This window comes from Alcanivorax sp. DG881 (assembly GCF_000155615.1).
Classification (GTDB): Bacteria; Pseudomonadota; Gammaproteobacteria; order Pseudomonadales; family Alcanivoracaceae; genus Alcanivorax.
This window is the reverse complement of sequence record NZ_DS989915.1, coordinates 2,131,124-2,149,300: the sequence shown is the minus strand read 5'-3', so window position 1 is coordinate 2,149,300 and position 18,177 is coordinate 2,131,124. Positions and strand designations below refer to the sequence as shown.

General features: G+C 58.2%; 14 protein-coding genes. 9 read left to right on the top strand and 5 right to left on the bottom strand.

Annotated elements, in window-relative coordinates; genetic code table 11:
- Positions 1-15 precede the first annotated feature (15 nt).
- Positions 16-252 carry a DUF2789 domain-containing protein gene (locus ADG881_RS09695; RefSeq protein WP_007151378.1) on the bottom strand — a complete coding sequence of 79 codons (237 nt, stop codon included), beginning with the start codon at positions 250-252 and terminating at the stop codon, positions 16-18.
- Positions 253-440: 188 nt separating this feature from the next.
- Positions 441-827, bottom strand: a complete 387-nt coding sequence (locus tag ADG881_RS09690) for a RidA family protein (RefSeq protein WP_007149408.1) — start codon at positions 825-827, stop codon at positions 441-443.
- Positions 828-1,085: 258 nt separating this feature from the next.
- Here ADG881_RS09690 and ADG881_RS09685 point away from each other — a divergent pair, with 258 nt between their 5' ends.
- Together ADG881_RS09685 and ADG881_RS09680 are read left to right on the top strand one after the other, a co-directional pair.
- Complete coding sequence (locus ADG881_RS09685; protein ID WP_007151446.1) at positions 1,086-3,560, top strand: hypothetical protein; 2,475 nt, start codon at positions 1,086-1,088, stop codon at positions 3,558-3,560.
- 10 nt (positions 3,561-3,570) lie between these two features.
- Positions 3,571-6,147, top strand: coding sequence for a hypothetical protein (locus ADG881_RS09680; RefSeq protein WP_007149444.1), 2,577 nt, complete (start codon positions 3,571-3,573; stop codon positions 6,145-6,147).
- Between the two features lie 83 nt (positions 6,148-6,230).
- Here the strand turns inward: ADG881_RS09680 and spoT are convergent, their stop codons facing one another.
- From spoT to gmk, 3 genes are all read right to left on the bottom strand, one after another.
- The gene (spoT, locus tag ADG881_RS09675; RefSeq protein ID WP_007151387.1) at positions 6,231-8,342 is read right to left on the bottom strand and encodes a bifunctional GTP diphosphokinase/guanosine-3',5'-bis pyrophosphate 3'-pyrophosphohydrolase; all 2,112 of its coding nucleotides are present in this window, start codon (positions 8,340-8,342) and stop codon (positions 6,231-6,233) included.
- Positions 8,343-8,687: 345 nt separating this feature from the next.
- Complete coding sequence (gene rpoZ, locus ADG881_RS09670; RefSeq protein ID WP_007149241.1) at positions 8,688-8,951, bottom strand: DNA-directed RNA polymerase subunit omega; 264 nt, start codon at positions 8,949-8,951, stop codon at positions 8,688-8,690.
- 150 nt (positions 8,952-9,101) lie between these two features.
- On the bottom strand, positions 9,102-9,725 hold the full coding sequence (gmk, locus tag ADG881_RS09665) for a guanylate kinase (RefSeq protein WP_007150023.1): 624 nt from the start codon (positions 9,723-9,725) through the stop codon (positions 9,102-9,104).
- Positions 9,726-9,825: 100 nt separating this feature from the next.
- Between gmk and doeB the strand changes: the two genes are divergently transcribed.
- The 7 genes from doeB (at position 9,826) to ADG881_RS09630 (ending at position 18,155) form a co-directional block, all read left to right on the top strand.
- Positions 9,826-10,815, top strand: a complete 990-nt coding sequence (gene doeB, locus ADG881_RS09660) for a N(2)-acetyl-L-2,4-diaminobutanoate deacetylase DoeB (protein ID WP_007148679.1) — start codon at positions 9,826-9,828, stop codon at positions 10,813-10,815.
- Positions 10,816-10,858: 43 nt separating this feature from the next.
- Positions 10,859-12,544 (top strand): dihydroxy-acid dehydratase, encoded by a 1,686-nt coding sequence (ilvD, locus tag ADG881_RS09655; RefSeq protein WP_007151516.1) that lies wholly within the window; start codon positions 10,859-10,861, stop codon positions 12,542-12,544.
- A 666-nt stretch (positions 12,545-13,210) separates the two neighbouring features.
- A complete protein-coding gene (locus ADG881_RS09650; protein ID WP_039926539.1) occupies positions 13,211-14,431 on the top strand; it encodes a branched-chain amino acid ABC transporter substrate-binding protein in 1,221 nt (406 codons plus the stop codon).
- 82 nt (positions 14,432-14,513) lie between these two features.
- Positions 14,514-15,455 (top strand): branched-chain amino acid ABC transporter permease, encoded by a 942-nt coding sequence (locus tag ADG881_RS09645; RefSeq protein WP_007150349.1) that lies wholly within the window; start codon positions 14,514-14,516, stop codon positions 15,453-15,455.
- Positions 15,452-16,714 carry a branched-chain amino acid ABC transporter permease gene (locus ADG881_RS09640; RefSeq protein WP_039926537.1) on the top strand — a complete coding sequence of 421 codons (1,263 nt, stop codon included), beginning with the start codon at positions 15,452-15,454 and terminating at the stop codon, positions 16,712-16,714. The genes ADG881_RS09645 and ADG881_RS09640 overlap by 4 nt, the downstream gene beginning before the upstream one ends.
- Positions 16,714-17,460, top strand: coding sequence for an ABC transporter ATP-binding protein (locus tag ADG881_RS09635; RefSeq protein ID WP_007150040.1), 747 nt, complete (start codon positions 16,714-16,716; stop codon positions 17,458-17,460). Before ADG881_RS09640 ends, ADG881_RS09635 begins: the two co-directional genes overlap by 1 nt.
- Positions 17,460-18,155: an ABC transporter ATP-binding protein gene (locus tag ADG881_RS09630; protein WP_007150817.1), complete on the top strand. Its 696-nt coding sequence runs from the start codon at positions 17,460-17,462 to the stop codon at positions 18,153-18,155. Before ADG881_RS09635 ends, ADG881_RS09630 begins: the two co-directional genes overlap by 1 nt.
- The last annotated feature ends 22 nt before the right edge of the window (positions 18,156-18,177 follow it).

Genomic DNA, 18,177 nt, shown 5'->3' with positions numbered 1-18,177 from the left:
AGCCCGAGGTTGTCGTCAATGCCTTAACAGGGCGCTCAGCGTATCCACAGTCTCTGCCCACTCCGCGTCTTCGCGAACCGCCTCGGCGAGAAATCGTGCCTGGGATTCATTCCAGAACGGTGCCTGATGCAGGTGCATGCTGTCGGTGAGTGTGCCGCCATGCTGGTGGATGAAGTCTTCGATATCGGGGTCGCTGCTGGCCAGGCCGAGCTGATCAAACAGGGTGTTGAGGTCGTGGGTCGCGGTATCCATATCGCTCTCCCTTATGTTGCGAAAATAAGTGTTGCGGGATTAACGCAAGCGGACATCTGTCCGCCCACCGTCTGTTCGATGGTGCGCCTTTCAAGTCGTTCTGTCTCCCCTCCTTTCGGAGGGTCGCACCAACAAAAACGCCCGCACAAGGGCGGGCGTGTTGCATGGCGCGTGGTGCGTGCAGCGGATCAGGCAATATCCAGAATACCGTCCATTTCTACGCCGGCGCCCTTGGGCAGCGCCGCCACGCCGATGGCCGCCCGAGCCGGATAAGGCTGGGTGAAATGCCGTGCCATGACCTCGTTGACCAGCGCAAAGTGGCTCAGGTCGGTGAGGAAGATATTCAGCTTTACGATGTCCTGCAGGCTGCCGCCAGCGGCTTCACACACCGCGATCAGATTGGAAAACACCTGCTCGATCTGCGCCTCCATGTCGCCTTCAATCAGCTCCATGGTTTCCGGCACCAGTGGAATCTGGCCGGACAGATACACGGTAGAGCCAGCCTTGATGGCCTGGGAATAGGTGCCAATGGCTTGCGGAGCCTTGTCGGTGCTGATTACGGAATGGTTGGACATGATCGTTCTTCATTGGTTGAGCTGCTGGCGACGTTATTTGGCCGGCAGGGTAATTAAAGGCCGTTATGCTTGCATGGCAGGCGTTGGGACGCAACAAAGGGCGGTCTGATGCCTCATCAATTTGGTGCGGGCGTACAGATAAACCGTCTGTCGGGGGGCAAAGTGCGAACCTCTCCACGTTATCGGTAGTTGCTCGTTCCATGCCATTGGGGAGTTGCTAATGTTAACGGAGTGGATAACGGTAACAAGGAGGTGACCATGACCACGACGCTGAAGCCCTTTTCAGATGCCTACGCGACTCTGACTGTCGCATCTTATGAGCCCCTTTTCCTGCGCTGGATTTCTGGCGGCGCCTTGCTGAACCTCAGTGCCGTAATGGCGAATCGTATGCCCGCCACCGCTCGTCTTTCAGAGCTGGGTGATATGTCGACCGTTGCGGCGTTAAGTCTAAGTAATAACTGGAAGAGGCAAAAGTTACCCAGCAGGCAAATGTTGTCAGCAGCCATTGATAAAGAATTGGCGAAAGAATCCATAGATCCTATGGATATAAGCAATCTGAGTCCGCGTCGCCTCAAGCTGAAGGCGTTTCCTGATGCTGTACAGGTAGGAGATCGAATTCTCCTCAACGGCGTGGATCGGTTGCGTCCCATGAATCTCGATGTGCCTGGAAACGAGGGGGTAACGGACAATAATAATCCCGGTTTGATCAGGCGTGCATTTAGGATGGTGCGTAAACCGGTTGGTAACAGTCGAAAAACACTGCAGCAACGAAAAGCGCCTGCTGTTGTATTCAGTGGCATGGATATTGGTGCGGATGATTCGCTGGATTTCCACCAGGCCAGGCTGGAAATTCTGAAAGGTTTTGACGGTGCAATCGGGCGCTGGCTGGAGGGTCGGAATACCCTGGATGAAGCCATCAAAAAGGATGTGCTTGGCAAAGCGTTTGGCTTTCTTCCTGGGCGAGTAGAAGAAGCATTGTCGCCTATCGGCATCGCCCATTATTACCGCCAGCTATTCTTCAATACGGAAGAAGGGTTTGGGCCGATTGAAGAGTCGTTCACGGTGGCGCCAGCGGAAACTCTGGAAGTTATCACCGAAACGGTTCGCCGTCAGTCCTTCGAGGAAATCAATGAAGTTGGCCTGGTGACTGAATCCGAGCAAGCGCGTGAACAGCGCAATCTGGATGAGGTGTCTGACCGCACCGCGACGATGGTAAGAAATAGCTCTGAAGTGGCGATTTCGGCGAATTTTAGTGGTCAGGTCGGGGTGTACCAGTTTGGCGCGGATGTATCGACGAACTTTAATAGTTCGCGGGAGCGAAATACCGAACGCACCAAGAAACGTCTCAAGGAAACCACCTTTCGTGCTTCGGAGAGAATCCGAAAATCTGTTTCGGTTCGCACCCGTGCCTTTGAAGAAACCACAACAACGAATTCATCGCGGCGATTGATCCAGAACAACGGTGATACACCCGTTAATTACGGCTTGAGACGCGTACTGAGAAAAGTGAGGGTGAAGGTTCAGGACCTGGGGCCAAGGATGGTCTGGCAGTTATATGTCCGTAACCCAGGTGCCGGACTGGCAAGAAGCAAATTTGTTCATTTCCGGGAAGGGCAGGATATTTCCATCCCGGATGTGCCGCCGGGAACACCACCCAAGCCGGAAGGCGGACAGGAAACCGGTACCACATCTGCAACGCTTGAGTGGAGCGATTCCCATGAGACGTGGTATGTGCCGATTGGTGTAGTGGTTCCTGCAGGAAGAAGTATTGATTCTGTTGCTATCGACAGCATTACGGACCTTGAAAGCGGTGGCAAGGAAGATCACGCGCCATCGCCCCGTAATAACATCAGCTGGCAGGAAGGGGAGGATCCGGACAGCGGCTTGTTTGTTGTTGCGGTGGGTGTTTCGCCTGGTGACAGCCATAACGTCAATGTGAGTTATACCTACTCCTGGTTACCATCCAGTCAGGCGATATTGGAGTGGGAGGCAACGAAGGAGCAGTTAAGAGAAGAAATTCGGGAAGAATCGTTACAGAAAAAGTTCGAGCGGGAAAGGACTCTGATCACGGAGAGAAGCAAAATCCCCAAGCGCCCGGCGGCCGATCTACGCCAGGAAGAGCGCTATGAAATCATGAACCGGATGGTCTCGCATCTTTTTGCCAATCCGGCTAACCCGTCAGAACCAACACCTACAGAACTAGAGTATTTTCACCGCTATTTTGACCTCAACGGTATTTTTCTCTACATGCACCCTTCCTGGTGGCGTCCACGTTACGCCGCTTCTGCGACAGGACTGGAGCGGCCACCCTATGAAATTACTGCTGAGAGTGACCCTGCTCCCCTGGGCAGCTCTTTGAAATGGGCGATCCAGCTGGACGGCGACAATCGACGTAATGAATTTCTCAACAGCCCCTGGGTGAGGGTCTGCGTTCCGATCAAGCCTGGTAACGAACGGGATGCGATTCAGTGGCTGGCAGAGCATATCGAAGGTGACAGGGGTTATGACATCGAGAGTGGTCCGCTCAAGGCGGTGCTGGAGTCCGTTGAGTCACGTCGCAATGAAGAAGAGAGAGTGGCGGATGGGCCGGACTATGCTGTCGTTAGTGGCACTCCTGGTGCCCCGGATGAAGCGGCGACGCCGCGGGACATCTATCCCATCGTTGATGAATTTGATGTCACTGTGCCGACGGGTGGCTTTGTTTATGACAAGTTGATTCTCAACAAGGAGTAGGGAGTGCGTTATGGCTCAGCAAATCATTGCTGGGCCCATCGTGCGCGCTACATCCGAAAACGCACTGTGGGTCTGGCTGGCCACGAAAGAACCGCTGGATAATCCCCGCTGCCTGGTTTACCCCCACGAGAAAGCACAAAGGGGGCGCTGGCGCCGTCTCTCAACCCCGCTGGCGCTCTGGTCCGGCTACTATCATGTGCAGGCTGGGCAGAATCTGCATGTTTACCTTATTGCCGCATCGGCAGCGGTAGTTGCGGATGCAACAGAAAGCCCCATACCGCATACGCTGTCGCCATCGATTGCCTTGCCCACGGACAAGCCGCTCGCCTATGACATTCGTTGGCAGGGGGAGGGCGATGGTACAAAGGGGCTCTCTGACCTTGATGGCTATGGTGACTTGCTGCTGAGCCATTTTGATATGCCCACGGTGCTGGTGGGTGATGGCCGCGCCGGGCGTTTTCGCGCGCTTTATGGCAGTTGCCGAAAGGCCCATGGCCATGGCCGCGACGGTATGTTGGCTGCCGAGCAGCAGCTTAACCTCCAGGGTGGAGATGTGCGTAATCGCCCCACCGCCTTGTTGCTGGGCGGGGACCAGATCTATGCCGATGATGTGCCGGATACCATGATTCGGCTTATCCAGGCGTTGGCCGGTCAGTTGGTGACCAATAATGAACAGCTACCGGGTATCAGTAATCCTGCTTCACTGGCCATTGGAGAACGTCAGAGCGTCACCAAGGATGTGGCCGATCTTACCAGCGGTCATGCTGCGAACCATCTGCTGACCTTCGGGGAGTTTGTATCCACCTATGTGCTGGCGTGGAATCCGAATCTTTGGCAGGGGTTGAACGGCGGACTTTCGATGCCTTCGGTATCGCAGGTCCTGAGCCAATTGCATGAACCGCCCTCCTCGCAGGACGAGATACTCTCGCGCATGGAAGAAATTGGGCGTGAGCGGCAGCGGGTGGAAGCGTTCAAGCGTACCGCCCGATCTGCCCGGCGTAGCTTGGCCAATATTCCCACCTACATGATTTTTGATGACCATGAAGTAACGGACGACTGGAATCTCAATCGTACCTGGGAAAACAAGGTGAGGCGGAACGCGACAGGAAAGCGGATTCTGTCCAACGGGCTGGCCGCCTACTGGTTGTTTCAGGCATGGGGGAACGAGCCTGGCCGATTTTCTGAACGTACGATGAGGGAGGCGATTCCCCGCTACCTGCGTGGTAACGGCAATGCCCTGGAGCAAAGTTACCTTAACTTTCATGACTGGGCCTTCCGTACACCGGGTAATCCTTCGGTGGTGTTTGCCAATCTGCGCACCCGTCGCGGCCACACCCGAAATGATCAGCGCATCGCCAGGGGCGAGTCGGGCGAAGCGCGCTGGGAGCGTCGGGATGTGTCCGATGCGCCAAGGCTGATGAACCGGCCTGAACGTAACCATTTTCGCTCATTGCTCGGCCAGTCACAGTCCGCGGGCAATAATTTGCCCGTCATTGTGGTGGTGCCGACGCCGGCTTATGGCCTGGGGTCACTGGAATGGGTTCAGGATGTGGGGGTAGACCAGATTGGCGAATTGCGCCGCTGGCTGGAACAGCAAATCCGTCAACTTTTGCCTCTGGTGCAGGCGCTGGATGAAATGATGCTGCCGTTCGAATGGATGCGCCAATGGCTACAGCAAATGCAGCGCTGGCTGGCGCGCCTGCGAGCCATGGCCAGTGCGCTGTCCAGCATGGCGGGCCTGATGACGCAGCGGTTGCGGGAGGAAGCGCGTCGCCTGGCAATGTATCGTGCCGTGCACCGATACATTGATCAGCTGGAGCAGTGGCGAGTCCAGTTGAGTCGGGATGTGGGCGAAATGCTTGAGGACGCCTCCGGCATCGCCACGCTTCTGGCGCTGGTCAATGATCAGCTAGCCGCGCAGTGGCAAGCGGCCATTGATGCTCTGCAAGCCTGGCTGGGCGTCACTTTCCAGGTGGCATTGCAGCAAGTGGATGAGCTGGCCTTGATTCGTGCGGCGGCGGTGGATAATGAATCCTTTCATGCGGACCCAAACAGTCATCTGGATTTGTTGCAGTCCCTGGCGGCTACGGGGGCCAGTCGGGCCGTTTTGTTGGCTGGAGATGTGCACTATGGTTTTTCGGTAGCGTCGTCGGTGAGTGTAGGCGGGCGGCGTTTGCGTATTGCCCAGTTCACCAGCAGCGCCTCGCGCAACGAGACCAGAGGCACGATGGGGCGACTGCTTGAGCTATTACAACGAAACGTGAGGGGGCAGGGAGGGCCCCATGAACTGCGTTGGTGGCGGAATGGGGCAACCTCTTACCTGGCAGCAGCGGGACAGGCGTTGCCCACTAACATGGGCGGCCCACACATTACCGAGCGGTACGCGCTGATGAACCGCAGGGGGGTGCCATCCTCGGTGCAGCAGGCAATAGCCAATGTCGTCGCCCCGAACCTGATTGAGCCCAGCAGCAATATGGGGTTACTGGAAGTCAGTGGAAGCCGTATCGAAAACCGTTTGCTGGTGCCGACGGCGCAGGGAGGGGTGCGCGTGTCCTTTGCTACCCGTTGGCCTGGGTGGCCAGTCTAGGAGGGAGGGAGCTTTTCAGGCGGGGTTTGCTCAATAGGGGGAGGCAATCCCCCGCGCTGCCGGCTAAAGAAGTGGCGGTTTTCTTAAAGCCGGTGAATACGGACGATGCTATCCAGGGTGCGCAGCTTCTTGATGATGCGTGCCAAGTGGATGCGGTCTTTCACCGTCATGGTCACGTTAAGGATGGTGAGGGTGGGGTCTTTCTCGGCCATGTCGATGGTGTCGATGTTGGAGCCCAGTTCCGACACGCTGTTGGCGAGGGTGGCGAGTACGCCGCGCTTGTTGATCAGCTCGATGCGCAGGGCGGCGGTGAATTCCTGCTCTACCTGTTTGTCCCAGCTTAGCGCGATGCATTTTTCCGGAGCGTTGCGCATTTCCGCCAGCAGGTTCTTGCAGGTATCGCGGTGGACCACGATGCCGCGCCCGGCACTCAGGTGCCCGATGATGGTGTCGCCAGGCAGCGGGCAGCAGCATTTGGCGTAGCTGACCATCAGGCCTTCGCTGCCGCGGATGGCCAGCGGCCGGCGATCGTCTTCGTGCTGGCGCTCGTCGTCATCGCGGGCGCCGGCCAGTTTGCGCGCCACCAGCGGCGCCAGGCGGTTGCCCATGCCGATGTCTTCCAGCAGATCGTCCAGCTCCAGATAGCCGTTACCGGCCAGCTCGCTGACTACCCGCTCAATGGGCAGGTCGTCCAGGCCCATGTCGTAAGAGTGCAGGGCCTTGGCCAGCAGCCGCTCGCCCAGCTCCACCGCGTCTTCGCGGCGTTGGTGTTTGAGGAAGTGGCGAATGTTGGTGCGCGCCTTGCCGGTGACTACGAAGTTCAGCCAGGCCGGGTTCGGGGTGGCGTTGGGGGCGGTGATGATTTTCACCGTCTGGCCGGACTCCAGGGGCGTTGAAAGCGCCGCCAGCTTGCCATCGATGCGCGCCGCCACGCACTTGTTGCCCACCTTGGTGTGCACCGCGTAGGCAAAGTCCACGGCGGTGGCGCCACCGGGCAGTTCCTTGATGTCGCCTTTGGGGGTGAACACATAGGCTTCGTCCGGGAACAGGTCCACCTTCACGTTCTCGATGAACTCCATGGAGTTGCCGGCTTTTTGCTGCAGCTCCAGCAGCCGCTGCATCCAGCTCTGGGTGCGGCTGTGGGTGGGCGAGCCGGGTTCGTCATCGGACTTGTACAGCCAGTGGGCGGCGATGCCGTTGTTGGCCATGGCCTCCATTTCTTCGGTGCGAATCTGCATTTCCAGGGGAATACCGGAGCGGGCCTTCAGCGTGGTATGCAGGGACTGGTAGCCATTGGCCTTGGGAATGGCGATGTAGTCCTTGAAGCGGCCGGGAATGGGGGTGAAATAGTTATGGGTGGCGCCGAGCACGCGGTAGCAGGTGTCGACCCGGTCCACGATGATGCGGAAGCCGAACACATCCATGATGTCGGAGAAGGGTTTGTGTTGCTCCTTCATCTTGGTGTAGATGCTGTAGAGGTGCTTTTCGCGGCCCAGTACCCGGGCTTCGATACCTTCTTCTTCCAGGCAGTGTTCCAGGCTGGTCTTGATGGTGGTGAGGATTTCCTTGCGGTTGCCACGGGCTTTCTTGACGGCCTGGCCAATCAGCTTGGCGCGCATGGGGTAGATGGCGTGAAAGGCCAGATCCTCGTATTCCACCCGCATGTTGTACATGCCCAGCCGGAAGGCGATGGGGGCGTACAGTTCCAGGGTTTCGGTGGCAATGCGGCGACGCTTTTCGGCGCGCATTACATGCAGGGTGCGCATGTTGTGCAGGCGGTCAGCCAGCTTGATGAGGATGACGCGGATGTCCCGGGTCATGGCCAGCATCATCTTGCGCAGGTTTTCCGCCTGCTGCTCCGCTTTCGATTCGAACTTGATCTGGGCGATCTTGGAAACGCCGTCCACCAGCTCGGCCACCTCCTCGCTGAATTCGTTGGCCAGCTGCTCTTTACTGAAGCCGGTGTCCTCGATCACATCGTGCAGCATGGCGGCCATGAGCGAGGCATGGTCCATGTGCATGTCGGTGAGGATGTTGGCCACCGCCAGCGGGTGAGTGATGTACGGATCCCCGGTGCGGCGGTACTGGCCTTCGTGTGCTTGCTCGGCAAAATGGTAAGCGTGTACGACCTGGGCGATCTGATCATCGTCCAGGTAACTGCGTAACCGTTTTTCCAGATTATGGATGGTGGGCAAAAGGCCTCGTCACGCCCTTGGCGAGTAGCAGGTTCGAAGATGACTCTTAGCTTAGATTTGAGGGCAGGATTTGTCTATGACAAGGAGATAGGCACAGACGATTGTTTGGCTGGGAGAAAGCGATGGGGGACAGGCACTGGGTGCCGGCCGCTGACAATCCCGGCGCCTGGAGGGCTGTATAGCTCAACACCATGCTGATGCGCCAATCATGGGGGGCTGTTTCGGGTTTGTAGAATCCGCTGCGCGGCGGCGTGTCTCGCGAATTCGCAAAAAAAAACGGAAAGGCGTGGGCCTCTCCGTTTTTCTGTCCATTTTTCACCTTGCGGTGAAAGCGGGAACCGGCAATTACTCGCCGAAAGACTGGGTCAGCAGGGCCAGCTCGTCCACGTCAGCGCTGCGGTCCGCGATGGGGTTGTCCACGGATTCAGCCGTCACGTGGCCTTCTGCGATTTCACGCAGGGCAACAACGGTGGGTTTGTCGTTTTCCCAGGCTACACGTGGCTCTTTACCGCCGCTCTGCAATTGATGGGCGCGCTTGCCGGCAACCAGTACCAGCTCAAAGCGGTTATCCAGTTTTTCCAGGCAATCTTCTACGGTAACTCGTGCCATGCTGCTCTCCTGACAAGCTGACGGGGCCGGTTCGACATGAACCTGCACCGCCTGATAATTCGCAAGGAGGCGATTTTACGGGCTGAGGGCAGGGCAAGTCCAGTGCCAGCCGCCGAACGGCGGTGCCGGGGCCGGCCCCGACGGCGGCGATCAGCGTGGCGCGAGCAGGTTCTGCAGGGTAGCGGCTTGGCGGGCAGACTGCCGGCTAGTCACCAGCCGGCGAGCCTCGACGATGGCTTCCAGCTCATACAGGGCGCGCTGGAAATCATCGTTGACCACCAGATAGTCGAACTCGCCGTAGTGGCTCATTTCGTCCTGGGCGCCGTCCAGGCGCTGCTGGATCACGGTTTCGTCGTCGGTTTCGCGGCCCCGCAGGCGGTCGGCCAGAATCTCCAGCGAGGGCGGCAGGATGAAGATGCTCACCGCATCCGGCAGCTGTTTGCGAATCTGGGTGGCGCCTTGCCAGTCGATCTCCAGAATTACATCATCGCCGCCGCGCAGGGTCTGGGCGACCCAGTCGGCGCTGGTGCCGTAAAGGTTGCCGAACACTTCAGCATGCTCGAGAAAACGGCCCTGTTCCACCTGACGGACAAAGCTGTCACGGTCGGTGAAATGGTAGTTCACGCCGTCTTCCTCACCGGGGCGCATGGCGCGGGTGGTGTGCGAGACGGAAATGCGGACCCGGGCAAGCTTGTCGACCAGGGCGGCCACCAGGCTGGTCTTGCCGGCGCCGGACGGGGCGGAAATGATGTACAGCGTGCCTTTGTCGGCCATAAAGAGAATGTCCTGTTCGCGATCCCGGTAAAGCGCGCATTATAGGCGTAAAGACCCGGGTGCGTCATATGCACCCTGACCCGGAGACAACGGACTCACTATGCAGGACAGCGCGATCAGCGCCACGGTGGATTTCCACCAGGACGGCGTACAGCACGGTTTCCTCAAACTGCCTTATTCCCACGATCAGTCCGCCTGGGGCAATGTGATGATCCCGGTGACGGTGATCCGCAACGGCGAAGGGCCCACTGCGCTGCTGACCGGGGGCAACCACGGCGATGAATACGAAGGCATCACCGCCCTGCTCAAGCTGGCCAACCGGCTGCAGGCGAGTGATATCTGTGGCCGGGTGATCATTGTGCCGATGATGAATCACCCGGCGGTGCAAAACGGCACGCGCACCTCCCCGCTGGATGGCGGCAACCTGAACCGGGCCTTTCCGGGCAACCCTGCCGGCACCCTCACCGAAAAAATCGCCGATTACTTCACTCGTTATCTGGTGCCGCTGGCCGACGTGGTGCTGGATATGCACTCCGGTGGACGCACGCTGGACCTGTTGCCTTTTGCGGCCACCCATCGCCTTGCCGATGAGGACTTTGGGGCGCGCTGCTTGGCCGGGGCGGAGGCGTTTGGGGCGCCTTACACCCTGTTTATGGCGGAGCTGGAGGAGGCGGCTCTGTTCGACAGCGTGGTAGAAGCCCAGGGCCGGGTGTTCATCAGCACCGAGCTGCGCGGCGGCGGCACGACTACCCCGGATACCGTGGCGCTGGCAGAGCAGGGCGTGGGCAACGTGTTACGCTTTGCCGGCATTCTGCCCGGCGACCCGTTGCCGGTGTCTTCGCAGGCGCTGGAGATCCCCAGCGCAGACTATTACCGTGTCAGCGAGCATCGCGGCTTGCTGGAATTTGCGGTGGCGCTGGGCGACTGGGTGCAGCAGGGCGAGGTGCTTGCCCGCGTGCATAGCCTTGACCGTACCGGCCAGCCACCGGTGGATTATCGGGCGCCGTTTGCAGGCATGTTGATTGGTCGCCGTCACCCGGCCCGGGTAGACATTGGCGACACCTTTGCCGTGCTGGCAGTGAAGCGTTAAGGCGTTCTTCCGCGGCGCCCAAACTGAAAAATCAGGAGAAACTATGAGTGACTCAAAGGACGATCCGCGTCGCCGCCATTCAGCAAAGGTCGTTGATGGCCCCGGTAAATCCGCCAGCCGGGCCATGCTGCGGGCGGTGGGATTTACCGATGAGGATTTCCACAAACCTCAGGTGGGGATCGCGTCCACCTGGAGCCAGGTGACACCCTGCAACAGCCACATTGGTGAGCTGGCCGACAAGGCCTGCGAAGGGGCTGATGCGGCCGGCGGCAAGGGCGTGATTTTTAACACCATCACTATTTCCGATGGCATCGCCAACGGCACCGAAGGGATGAAGTATTCGCTGGTCTCCCGCGAGGTGATTGCCGACTCCATTGAAACCGTGGCGGCCTGTGAAGGGTTTGACGGCCTGGTGACCCTGGGCGGCTGCGACAAGAACATGCCCGGTTGCCTGATGGGCATGGCGCGGCTGAATCGCCCCAGTGTGTTCGTCTACGGCGGCACCATCATGCCCGGCAAGGGGCACACCGATATTGTCTCCGTGTTCGAAGCCATGGGCGCCCATTCCCGGGGCGACATGGATCTGATCGAGCTCAAGCAGATTGAAGAAACCGCCATCCCCGGCCCGGGCTCCTGTGGCGGCATGTACACCGCCAACACCATGGCCTCGGCCATCGAAGCGCTGGGCATGAGCCTGCCCGGCAGCTCGGCACAGAACGCGGTGTCCGAGGAAAAGCGGGAAGATTGCGTGCGGGCCGGCGCCGCTGTATTAAAACTGCTGGAACAGGACATCAAACCGTCCGACATCATGACCCGCGCGGCGTTCGAGAATGCCATCACCGTGGTGATTGCTCTGGGCGGCTCCACCAATGCGGTGCTGCACCTGATCGCCATGGCGCGCACCGTGGGCGTGGCGCTGTCACTGGATGACTTCACCGAAATCGGCAAGCGGGTGCCGGTGCTGGCGGACCTGCGCCCCAGTGGCCACTACATGATGAGCGAACTGGTGGCCATTGGCGGTATTCAGCCGCTGATGAAAATACTGCTGGAGGCCGGATTATTGCAGGGCGATTGCCTGACGGTGACCGGCCGAACGCTGGCGGAAAACCTGGCCGATGTGGCGCCCTATCCCCTGGATCAATCCATCATTGCGCCCCTGTCCGAGCCTCTGAAAGCGGAAAGTCACCTGCGCATTCTCTATGGCAACCTGGCGCCGGACGGCGCGGTAGCAAAAATCACCGGTAAGGAAGGTACTCATTTTTCCGGGCCGGCACGGGTGTTCGGTTCCGAAGAAGAAGCCCAGCAACGGATTAACGACGGCACAGTGGTGTCTGGCGACGTGGTAGTGATTCGCTATGAAGGCCCCCGCGGTGGGCCGGGCATGCGTGAAATGCTCACCCCCACCTCTGCCATCATGGGGCGCGGCCTGGGCAATGAGGTGGCGCTGATCACCGATGGCCGCTTCTCCGGCGGCAGTCATGGTTTTGTGGTCGGCCACGTGACCCCGGAAGCGTTCGATGGCGGCCCGCTGGCGCTACTGGAAGACGGCGACCTGATCACCATTGATGCGCAGGATAACACCCTGGTTGTGGATCTCTCCGATGCGGAGCTGGCACGCCGGCGAGCCAATTGGAAGCAACCGGCACCACGCTATACTCGTGGCGTGTTGGCCAAATACGCACGGCTGGTCGGCTCCGCCAGCGAAGGCGCGCTGACGGATCAGGACTGATCTGTCAGGTGAGATTCTCTTCGTCGGTTTGAGGGCCCCTCAAGCCGACCCCTTCCTTATCGTTGCTGCGTTTTTACTTCCCGTCTTTTGTGTTGGTGAGCGGCATTTTCGATGCCTATTCCCTTTTTTTCCGTCCCCATTCCGCGTACTGAAATATTGATCGTTGTATGAGATGGATCGCGCGACGCAGAAAAGTGTGTGGTTTAGTTACACTAAAAATTTAAACGTTCGTTTTAAATTTTCTACAGAATTGCACTCATAAATAGGGCCGTATTAACCCTGTTCATGGTGCCGTCTTTTTACGCCCTAAAAGGGAAACTAAATAGCCAAATTTGTATATGGCGCGGCTGCGCTATTCTTCTTTCTATCCACAAAAAATCTCAATTTCTTAATAGAATCATCGGGTTATGGGTGGGCTTGGTCGATTTTTCAAAAAATAAAAAATAGTTCGAAATTCCCTGAGTCAGCCGGTAGACAGCAGGAAAATGGCTGATACATACTCGTTGGTATGTGAAAAGAGATGGCGGGATATTTTGTTTCGCCTCCTGGAAAAAAGAAAAGATAAACACCGTTATTGGCAGCAATAACGCATAAAAAAGACAAGCGTGTGCGCATTGCCATGGCGCCATTGGCGTGATGGCAATAACAACAAACAGGGAGAGCAACATGATGAAAACGTTTCTGGCCGCCGTGGTATCAACGCTGCTGCTGGCCACTGCGGCCCAGGCTGCAGAGCCGGTAAAAATTGCATTGATTGATCCACTCAGTGGGCCCATGGCATCAGCGGGTCAGCCTGCCTATGAGCACCTGAAATTTGCCGCTGAGCGAATCAATGCCAACGGCGGCATGAATGGTCACCCGGTCGAAATCGTCGGCCTGGACAACAAGCTAAGCCCCCAGGAAAGCCTGGTTCAGTTGCAGAAAGCCATGGATAACGGCGTGGATTTTATTACCCAGGGCAATGGTTCCTCGGTGGCCTCGGCACTGATCGCCGGTATCGAAAAGCATAACCGCCGCAACCCGGGTGACGAGCGCCTGTTCCTCAACTACGCGGCGGTGGACCCGGTCTTTACTAATGAGCGTTGTTCATTCTGGCATTTTCGTTTCGATGCCAATTCCGACATGAAGATGAACGCGCTGACCGATTATCTGGCCGGCCAGAAAGAGATAAAAAAGGTTTACCTGATTAATCAGGATTACAGCCATGGCCGCTCTGTTTCCGCGCAGGCCCGCAAGATGCTGAAAGAAAAGCGCCCGGACATCGAAGTGGTCGGCAATGACTTTCATCCGCTGGCAAAAGTGAAGGATTTCACGCCGTACATTTCCAAAATACAGGCATCCGGTGCCGACGCGGTGATTACCGGTAACTGGGGCCAGGACATGACGTTGCTGGTGAAAGCAGCAGCAGACTTTGGTCTGGATGCGCCTTTCTTTACCTACTACGGCGCCAGCTCTGGCGTGGCCACCCAGCTGGGTGAAAAAGGCGTGGACCGCCTGTATCAGATCAATGAGTACTACGGCGATTTTGAAGACCCGGAAATGGCGCAGCGCCAAGTCGATTTATACAAAAAAGCCAACTGGGATTTCTACTATCTGCGTTTGAGCAACATGCTGGACATGCTCAAGAAAGCCGCTGACCAGGAGAAAAGCGTAAACCCGGTGGTCATTGCCAAAGCGCTGGAAGGGATGACGCTGACCAGCACCACTGGCGAGCTGGTGATGCGTGCGGAAGATCACCAGATCCAGTTGCCCATGTTTATCTCGGTGATGGATGACGGCATGAAATACGGCGCCGAAGGCACCGAGTTCAATTTCCACAAAGTGGCGCGGATCGAACGTGATGACGTCACGCTGCCTACCACTTGCCGCATGCGTCGTCCGAAATAAACGCCGGACAACGCGCAATGGATTGATCTTGTTGGATTGAGTCGAAGCAGCTGCATTCCGCGGCTGCTTCAGGAGCTTTTGCATGCTCGAAATTATTATTTTTTCCACGCTGAACGGCATTTTGTACGGCTTGTTGCTGTTCATGCTGTCCAGCGGTTTAACGCTGATTTTTTCCATGATGGGCGTGCTCAATTTCGCCCATGCCAGTTTTTATATGCTTGGTGCCTATGTGGCCTACAGCCTGGGGATGGTGGTGGGCTTCTGGCCGGCCCTGTTTCTGGCGCCTCTGGTCGTGGGGCTGTTGGGCGCGTTGGTTGAAAAATACGGCCTGCGCCGCGTCCATGAAAACGGCCACGTGGCCGAATTGTTATTTACCTTTGGCCTGGCCTATGTGATCAACGAGCTGGTGCAGTTGATCTGGGGGCCGGTATCCGTGGCGTACCGTGAGCCGGCTTACCTGCGCGAGCCGCTGTTCACCCTGATGGGTACGGATTATTCGATTTTCCGGGGCGGGGTGATCCTGATTTCCGCGCTGATGCTGGTGGCGCTCTGGTACCTGCTCAAGAAAACCCGCGTCGGCCTGATGGTGCGGGCCTCGTTAACCCACGGGAATATGGTGGGCCATCTGGGCCATAACGTGCCGCGTTTGTTTATGGGTGTGTTCGGGTTTGGTTGTGCCCTGGCCGGCCTGGCCGGGGTGATGGGCGGGCCATTGCTGGCCACCGAACCGGGCATGGCAGAAAGCCTTGGGCCTATCGTCTTTGTGGTGGTGGTTGTGGGCGGCATGGGGTCCCTGTTGGGAGCGTTCTATGCGTCCTTGTTGATCGGCCTGATCCAGACTTTCTTTGTGGCCATGAATGCCTCCGTGGGCGATCTGCTCAACGGCATTGGCATGAACGTGGATCCCTACGGAGAAATCACGGGTATTACTCTGGCCAGCTTGGCGCCAATGACGCCCTTTATTCTGCTGGTACTGATTCTGATTTTCCGCCCACGCGGTTTGATGGGGGAGCTTGAGCCATGAGTGAAGCAACTGCAGTGGCAACATCATCTCCGTCCATGCCCTGGCGTTCGCTGATGCCCTGGGTGATCAGCTTGGCAGTCATGGCGGTGTTACCGTTTTTATTCGAAGGCGGCACCGCCTTCACCCTGATGAATGTGATCGGTATCAATATCGTGTTCGCCATGTCCTACAACATGCTGTTGGGGCAGGGCGGCATGCTGTCGTTTGGGCATGCGGTGTTCTTCGGCATGGGCAGTTATGCGGCCATGCATGCCATGAATGCCATCGATGAAGCGAGCTATACCGGTGAAGGTTTCTGGGCGCATATCCCGGTAGTGAGTATGCCGTTGGTGGGCATGATCGCCGGTGGGCTGGTGGCGCTGGTGATCGGTTGGCCGTTCTGCCGCCGCGCCGGTACCGCCTTTGCCATGATCACGTTGGGCCTAGGGGAATTGGTGGCAGCAGCCGGGCAAATGTTCCCGTCCCTGTTTGGCGGCGAAGCCGGTATTTTTGCCAATCGCATGGTCGGGCCGCAGTGGTTCGGGCTGGAATTGTCCAGTGCCCGGGATGTGTACGGATTTATTGCCTTCTGGACCCTGGTGGCGGTGGCTGCCATGTGGGCCTTTACCCGCACGCCGCTGGGGCGCATGTCTAATGCGGTGCGTGACAACCCGGACCGGATGGCCTTTATCGGTTACCAACCGCGCAATATTCGCTATCTGATCTTTATCGCTTCCGGTTCCTTTGGTGGCCTGGCTGGCGGCATGGCGGCGGTGAACTATGAAATCATTACCCCGGAATCGTTAGGTCTGATTCCTTCCGGCATGGCGCTGTTAATGGCGGCGGTGGGGGGGCTGGGTGTGTTCTATGGCCCGATCGTGGGTGCCATCGTGGTCACCCTGATCAACTCCATGCTGAGCGACTACACCGATGCTTCCATCCTGTATGTGGGGCTGATTTTCCTGAGCATTGTCATGTTCGCCCCGCGCGGTCTGGCCGGTGGCATCGAGCAGGTGCGTGTGGCCTGGCGCGAGGGCCTGCTGACGTCGTGCCTGCCGGGCTGGCTGACGGGTGCAGCGGCAGTGGTGCTGATTGCCACCGGGTTGTCACTGGCTGTGGAGCTGTTGTTCCACTGGCGTCACGGCAGCGACAGCATCAGCCAGTTTTTTGGCATGACATTGAATGAAACCAGTGTGTGGCAGTGGGGCGCCGTGGTGGCGCTGGTGGCCAGTGGCATCACGCTGATGCGTGCCACCCGAACCCTGCGGGAGAGCGAATAATGACAGCGCTATCGATCCAGGCATTACGAAAAAGTTTTGGTTCGGCGGATATTATTCGGGGTGTGGACCTGGAGGTGAGCAGTGGTGAAATCCACGCGATCATTGGCCCGAACGGGGCCGGTAAATCCACCTTCTTTAATCTGCTGTCCGGCGCCTTGCAGCCCTCCAGTGGTGACATGGCGTTGAACGGCACACGCATTAATGGTCTGTCGCCGGACAAGATCCAGCAGCTGGGCCTGTCGCGTTCGTTTCAGGTGAGTAATGTGTTCACCAACTTGTCCGTGTTTGAAAATTTGCGTTGCGCCTGCCTGAAGAACAGCAAGGCCGGATATGTCTTCTGGCGGCCGGCCGCCGGCATCCGTCAGGCCAATCAGCGTGCCGAAGAAGTGCTGACACTGATCGGCCTGCAAGCGTTACGCGAGGTGCCGGCCGGGGCATTGCCCTATGCCAGCCAGCGGGCGCTGGAAATCGGTATGACCATCGCCTGCGATGCCCAGGTGGTGCTGCTGGATGAGCCCACCGCCGGCATGAGCAACACCGAAACCGAACAGGCCGTGGACATGATCCGCAAGGTGGCTGCCGGGCGCACCTTGATGATTGTGGAGCACGACATGGGCGTGGTGTTCGAACTGGCCGACCGGATTTCGGTACTGGTCTATGGCGAAATCATTGCCACGGGCACCCCGGAACAGATTCGCAATGACCCCAGGGTGAAAGAAGCCTATCTGGGTGAGGAGGCAGCCTGATGTTGGACGTACAGGATTTACATGCCTACTACGGTAAAAGCCATATTCTTCAGGGGGTGAATTTTTCCCTGCAGGAAGGCGAAGTGGTGTCATTGCTGGGGCGGAACGGGGTCGGTCGATCCACCACGGTGAAGTCCATCATGGGGGAAGTGCCGCCTACGGGCTCCATCCGTTTTCAGGGTACGGAAATTGCCGGCTGGCCCAATCACCGGATTGCGCGGCTGGGCCTGGGTTATGTGCCGGAAGACCGGGATATTTTCCCCTCTCTTACGGTGCGACAAAACCTGGAGCTGGGCCTGAAGAACCCAAGCAAACCCGGCAAGTGGACCGTGGAAAAAATGCTCGACATGTTCCCCAACCTGGCCCGCCGCGAACACTCACCGGCGGGGGTGCTGTCCGGCGGTGAAAAGCAGATGCTCGCCATGACCCGCACCCTGATGGGCGACCCGTCCCTGATCATGATCGACGAACCCACCGAAGGCCTGGCCCCGCTCATCGTCAAACAGATCGCCGACCTGATCTCGGAAATCGCCAACGCCGGCGTCTCTATCCTGCTGGTGGAGCAGAAACTCTCCATCGCCATGGATATCTCCCACCGTGTCCTGGTCATGGGCCACGGCCAGATCGTCTTCCAGGGCACCCCGGATGAACTGCGCAACGATGACGCCGTGCGCAAGGAGTGGCTGGAGGTGTAGGGCTAGCGGTTAGGCAGCGTTA

Coding starts and splice junctions, on each gene's coding strand:
- ADG881_RS09680 (WP_007149444.1), top strand. CDS start 3,571: ATGGCTCAGCAAATCATTGCTGGGCCCATCGTGCGCGCTACATCCGAA.
- ADG881_RS09645 (WP_007150349.1), top strand. CDS start 14,514: ATGCTCGAAATTATTATTTTTTCCACGCTGAACGGCATTTTGTACGGC.
- ADG881_RS09640 (WP_039926537.1), top strand. CDS start 15,452: ATGAGTGAAGCAACTGCAGTGGCAACATCATCTCCGTCCATGCCCTGG.
- ADG881_RS09685 (WP_007151446.1), top strand. CDS start 1,086: ATGACCACGACGCTGAAGCCCTTTTCAGATGCCTACGCGACTCTGACT.
- doeB (WP_007148679.1), top strand. CDS start 9,826: ATGCAGGACAGCGCGATCAGCGCCACGGTGGATTTCCACCAGGACGGC.
- rpoZ (WP_007149241.1), bottom strand. CDS start 8,951: ATGGCACGAGTTACCGTAGAAGATTGCCTGGAAAAACTGGATAACCGC.
- ADG881_RS09695 (WP_007151378.1), bottom strand. CDS start 252: ATGGATACCGCGACCCACGACCTCAACACCCTGTTTGATCAGCTCGGC.
- gmk (WP_007150023.1), bottom strand. CDS start 9,725: ATGGCCGACAAAGGCACGCTGTACATCATTTCCGCCCCGTCCGGCGCC.
- ADG881_RS09630 (WP_007150817.1), top strand. CDS start 17,460: ATGTTGGACGTACAGGATTTACATGCCTACTACGGTAAAAGCCATATT.
- ADG881_RS09650 (WP_039926539.1), top strand. CDS start 13,211: ATGATGAAAACGTTTCTGGCCGCCGTGGTATCAACGCTGCTGCTGGCC.
- ADG881_RS09635 (WP_007150040.1), top strand. CDS start 16,714: ATGACAGCGCTATCGATCCAGGCATTACGAAAAAGTTTTGGTTCGGCG.
- ilvD (WP_007151516.1), top strand. CDS start 10,859: ATGAGTGACTCAAAGGACGATCCGCGTCGCCGCCATTCAGCAAAGGTC.
- ADG881_RS09690 (WP_007149408.1), bottom strand. CDS start 827: ATGTCCAACCATTCCGTAATCAGCACCGACAAGGCTCCGCAAGCCATT.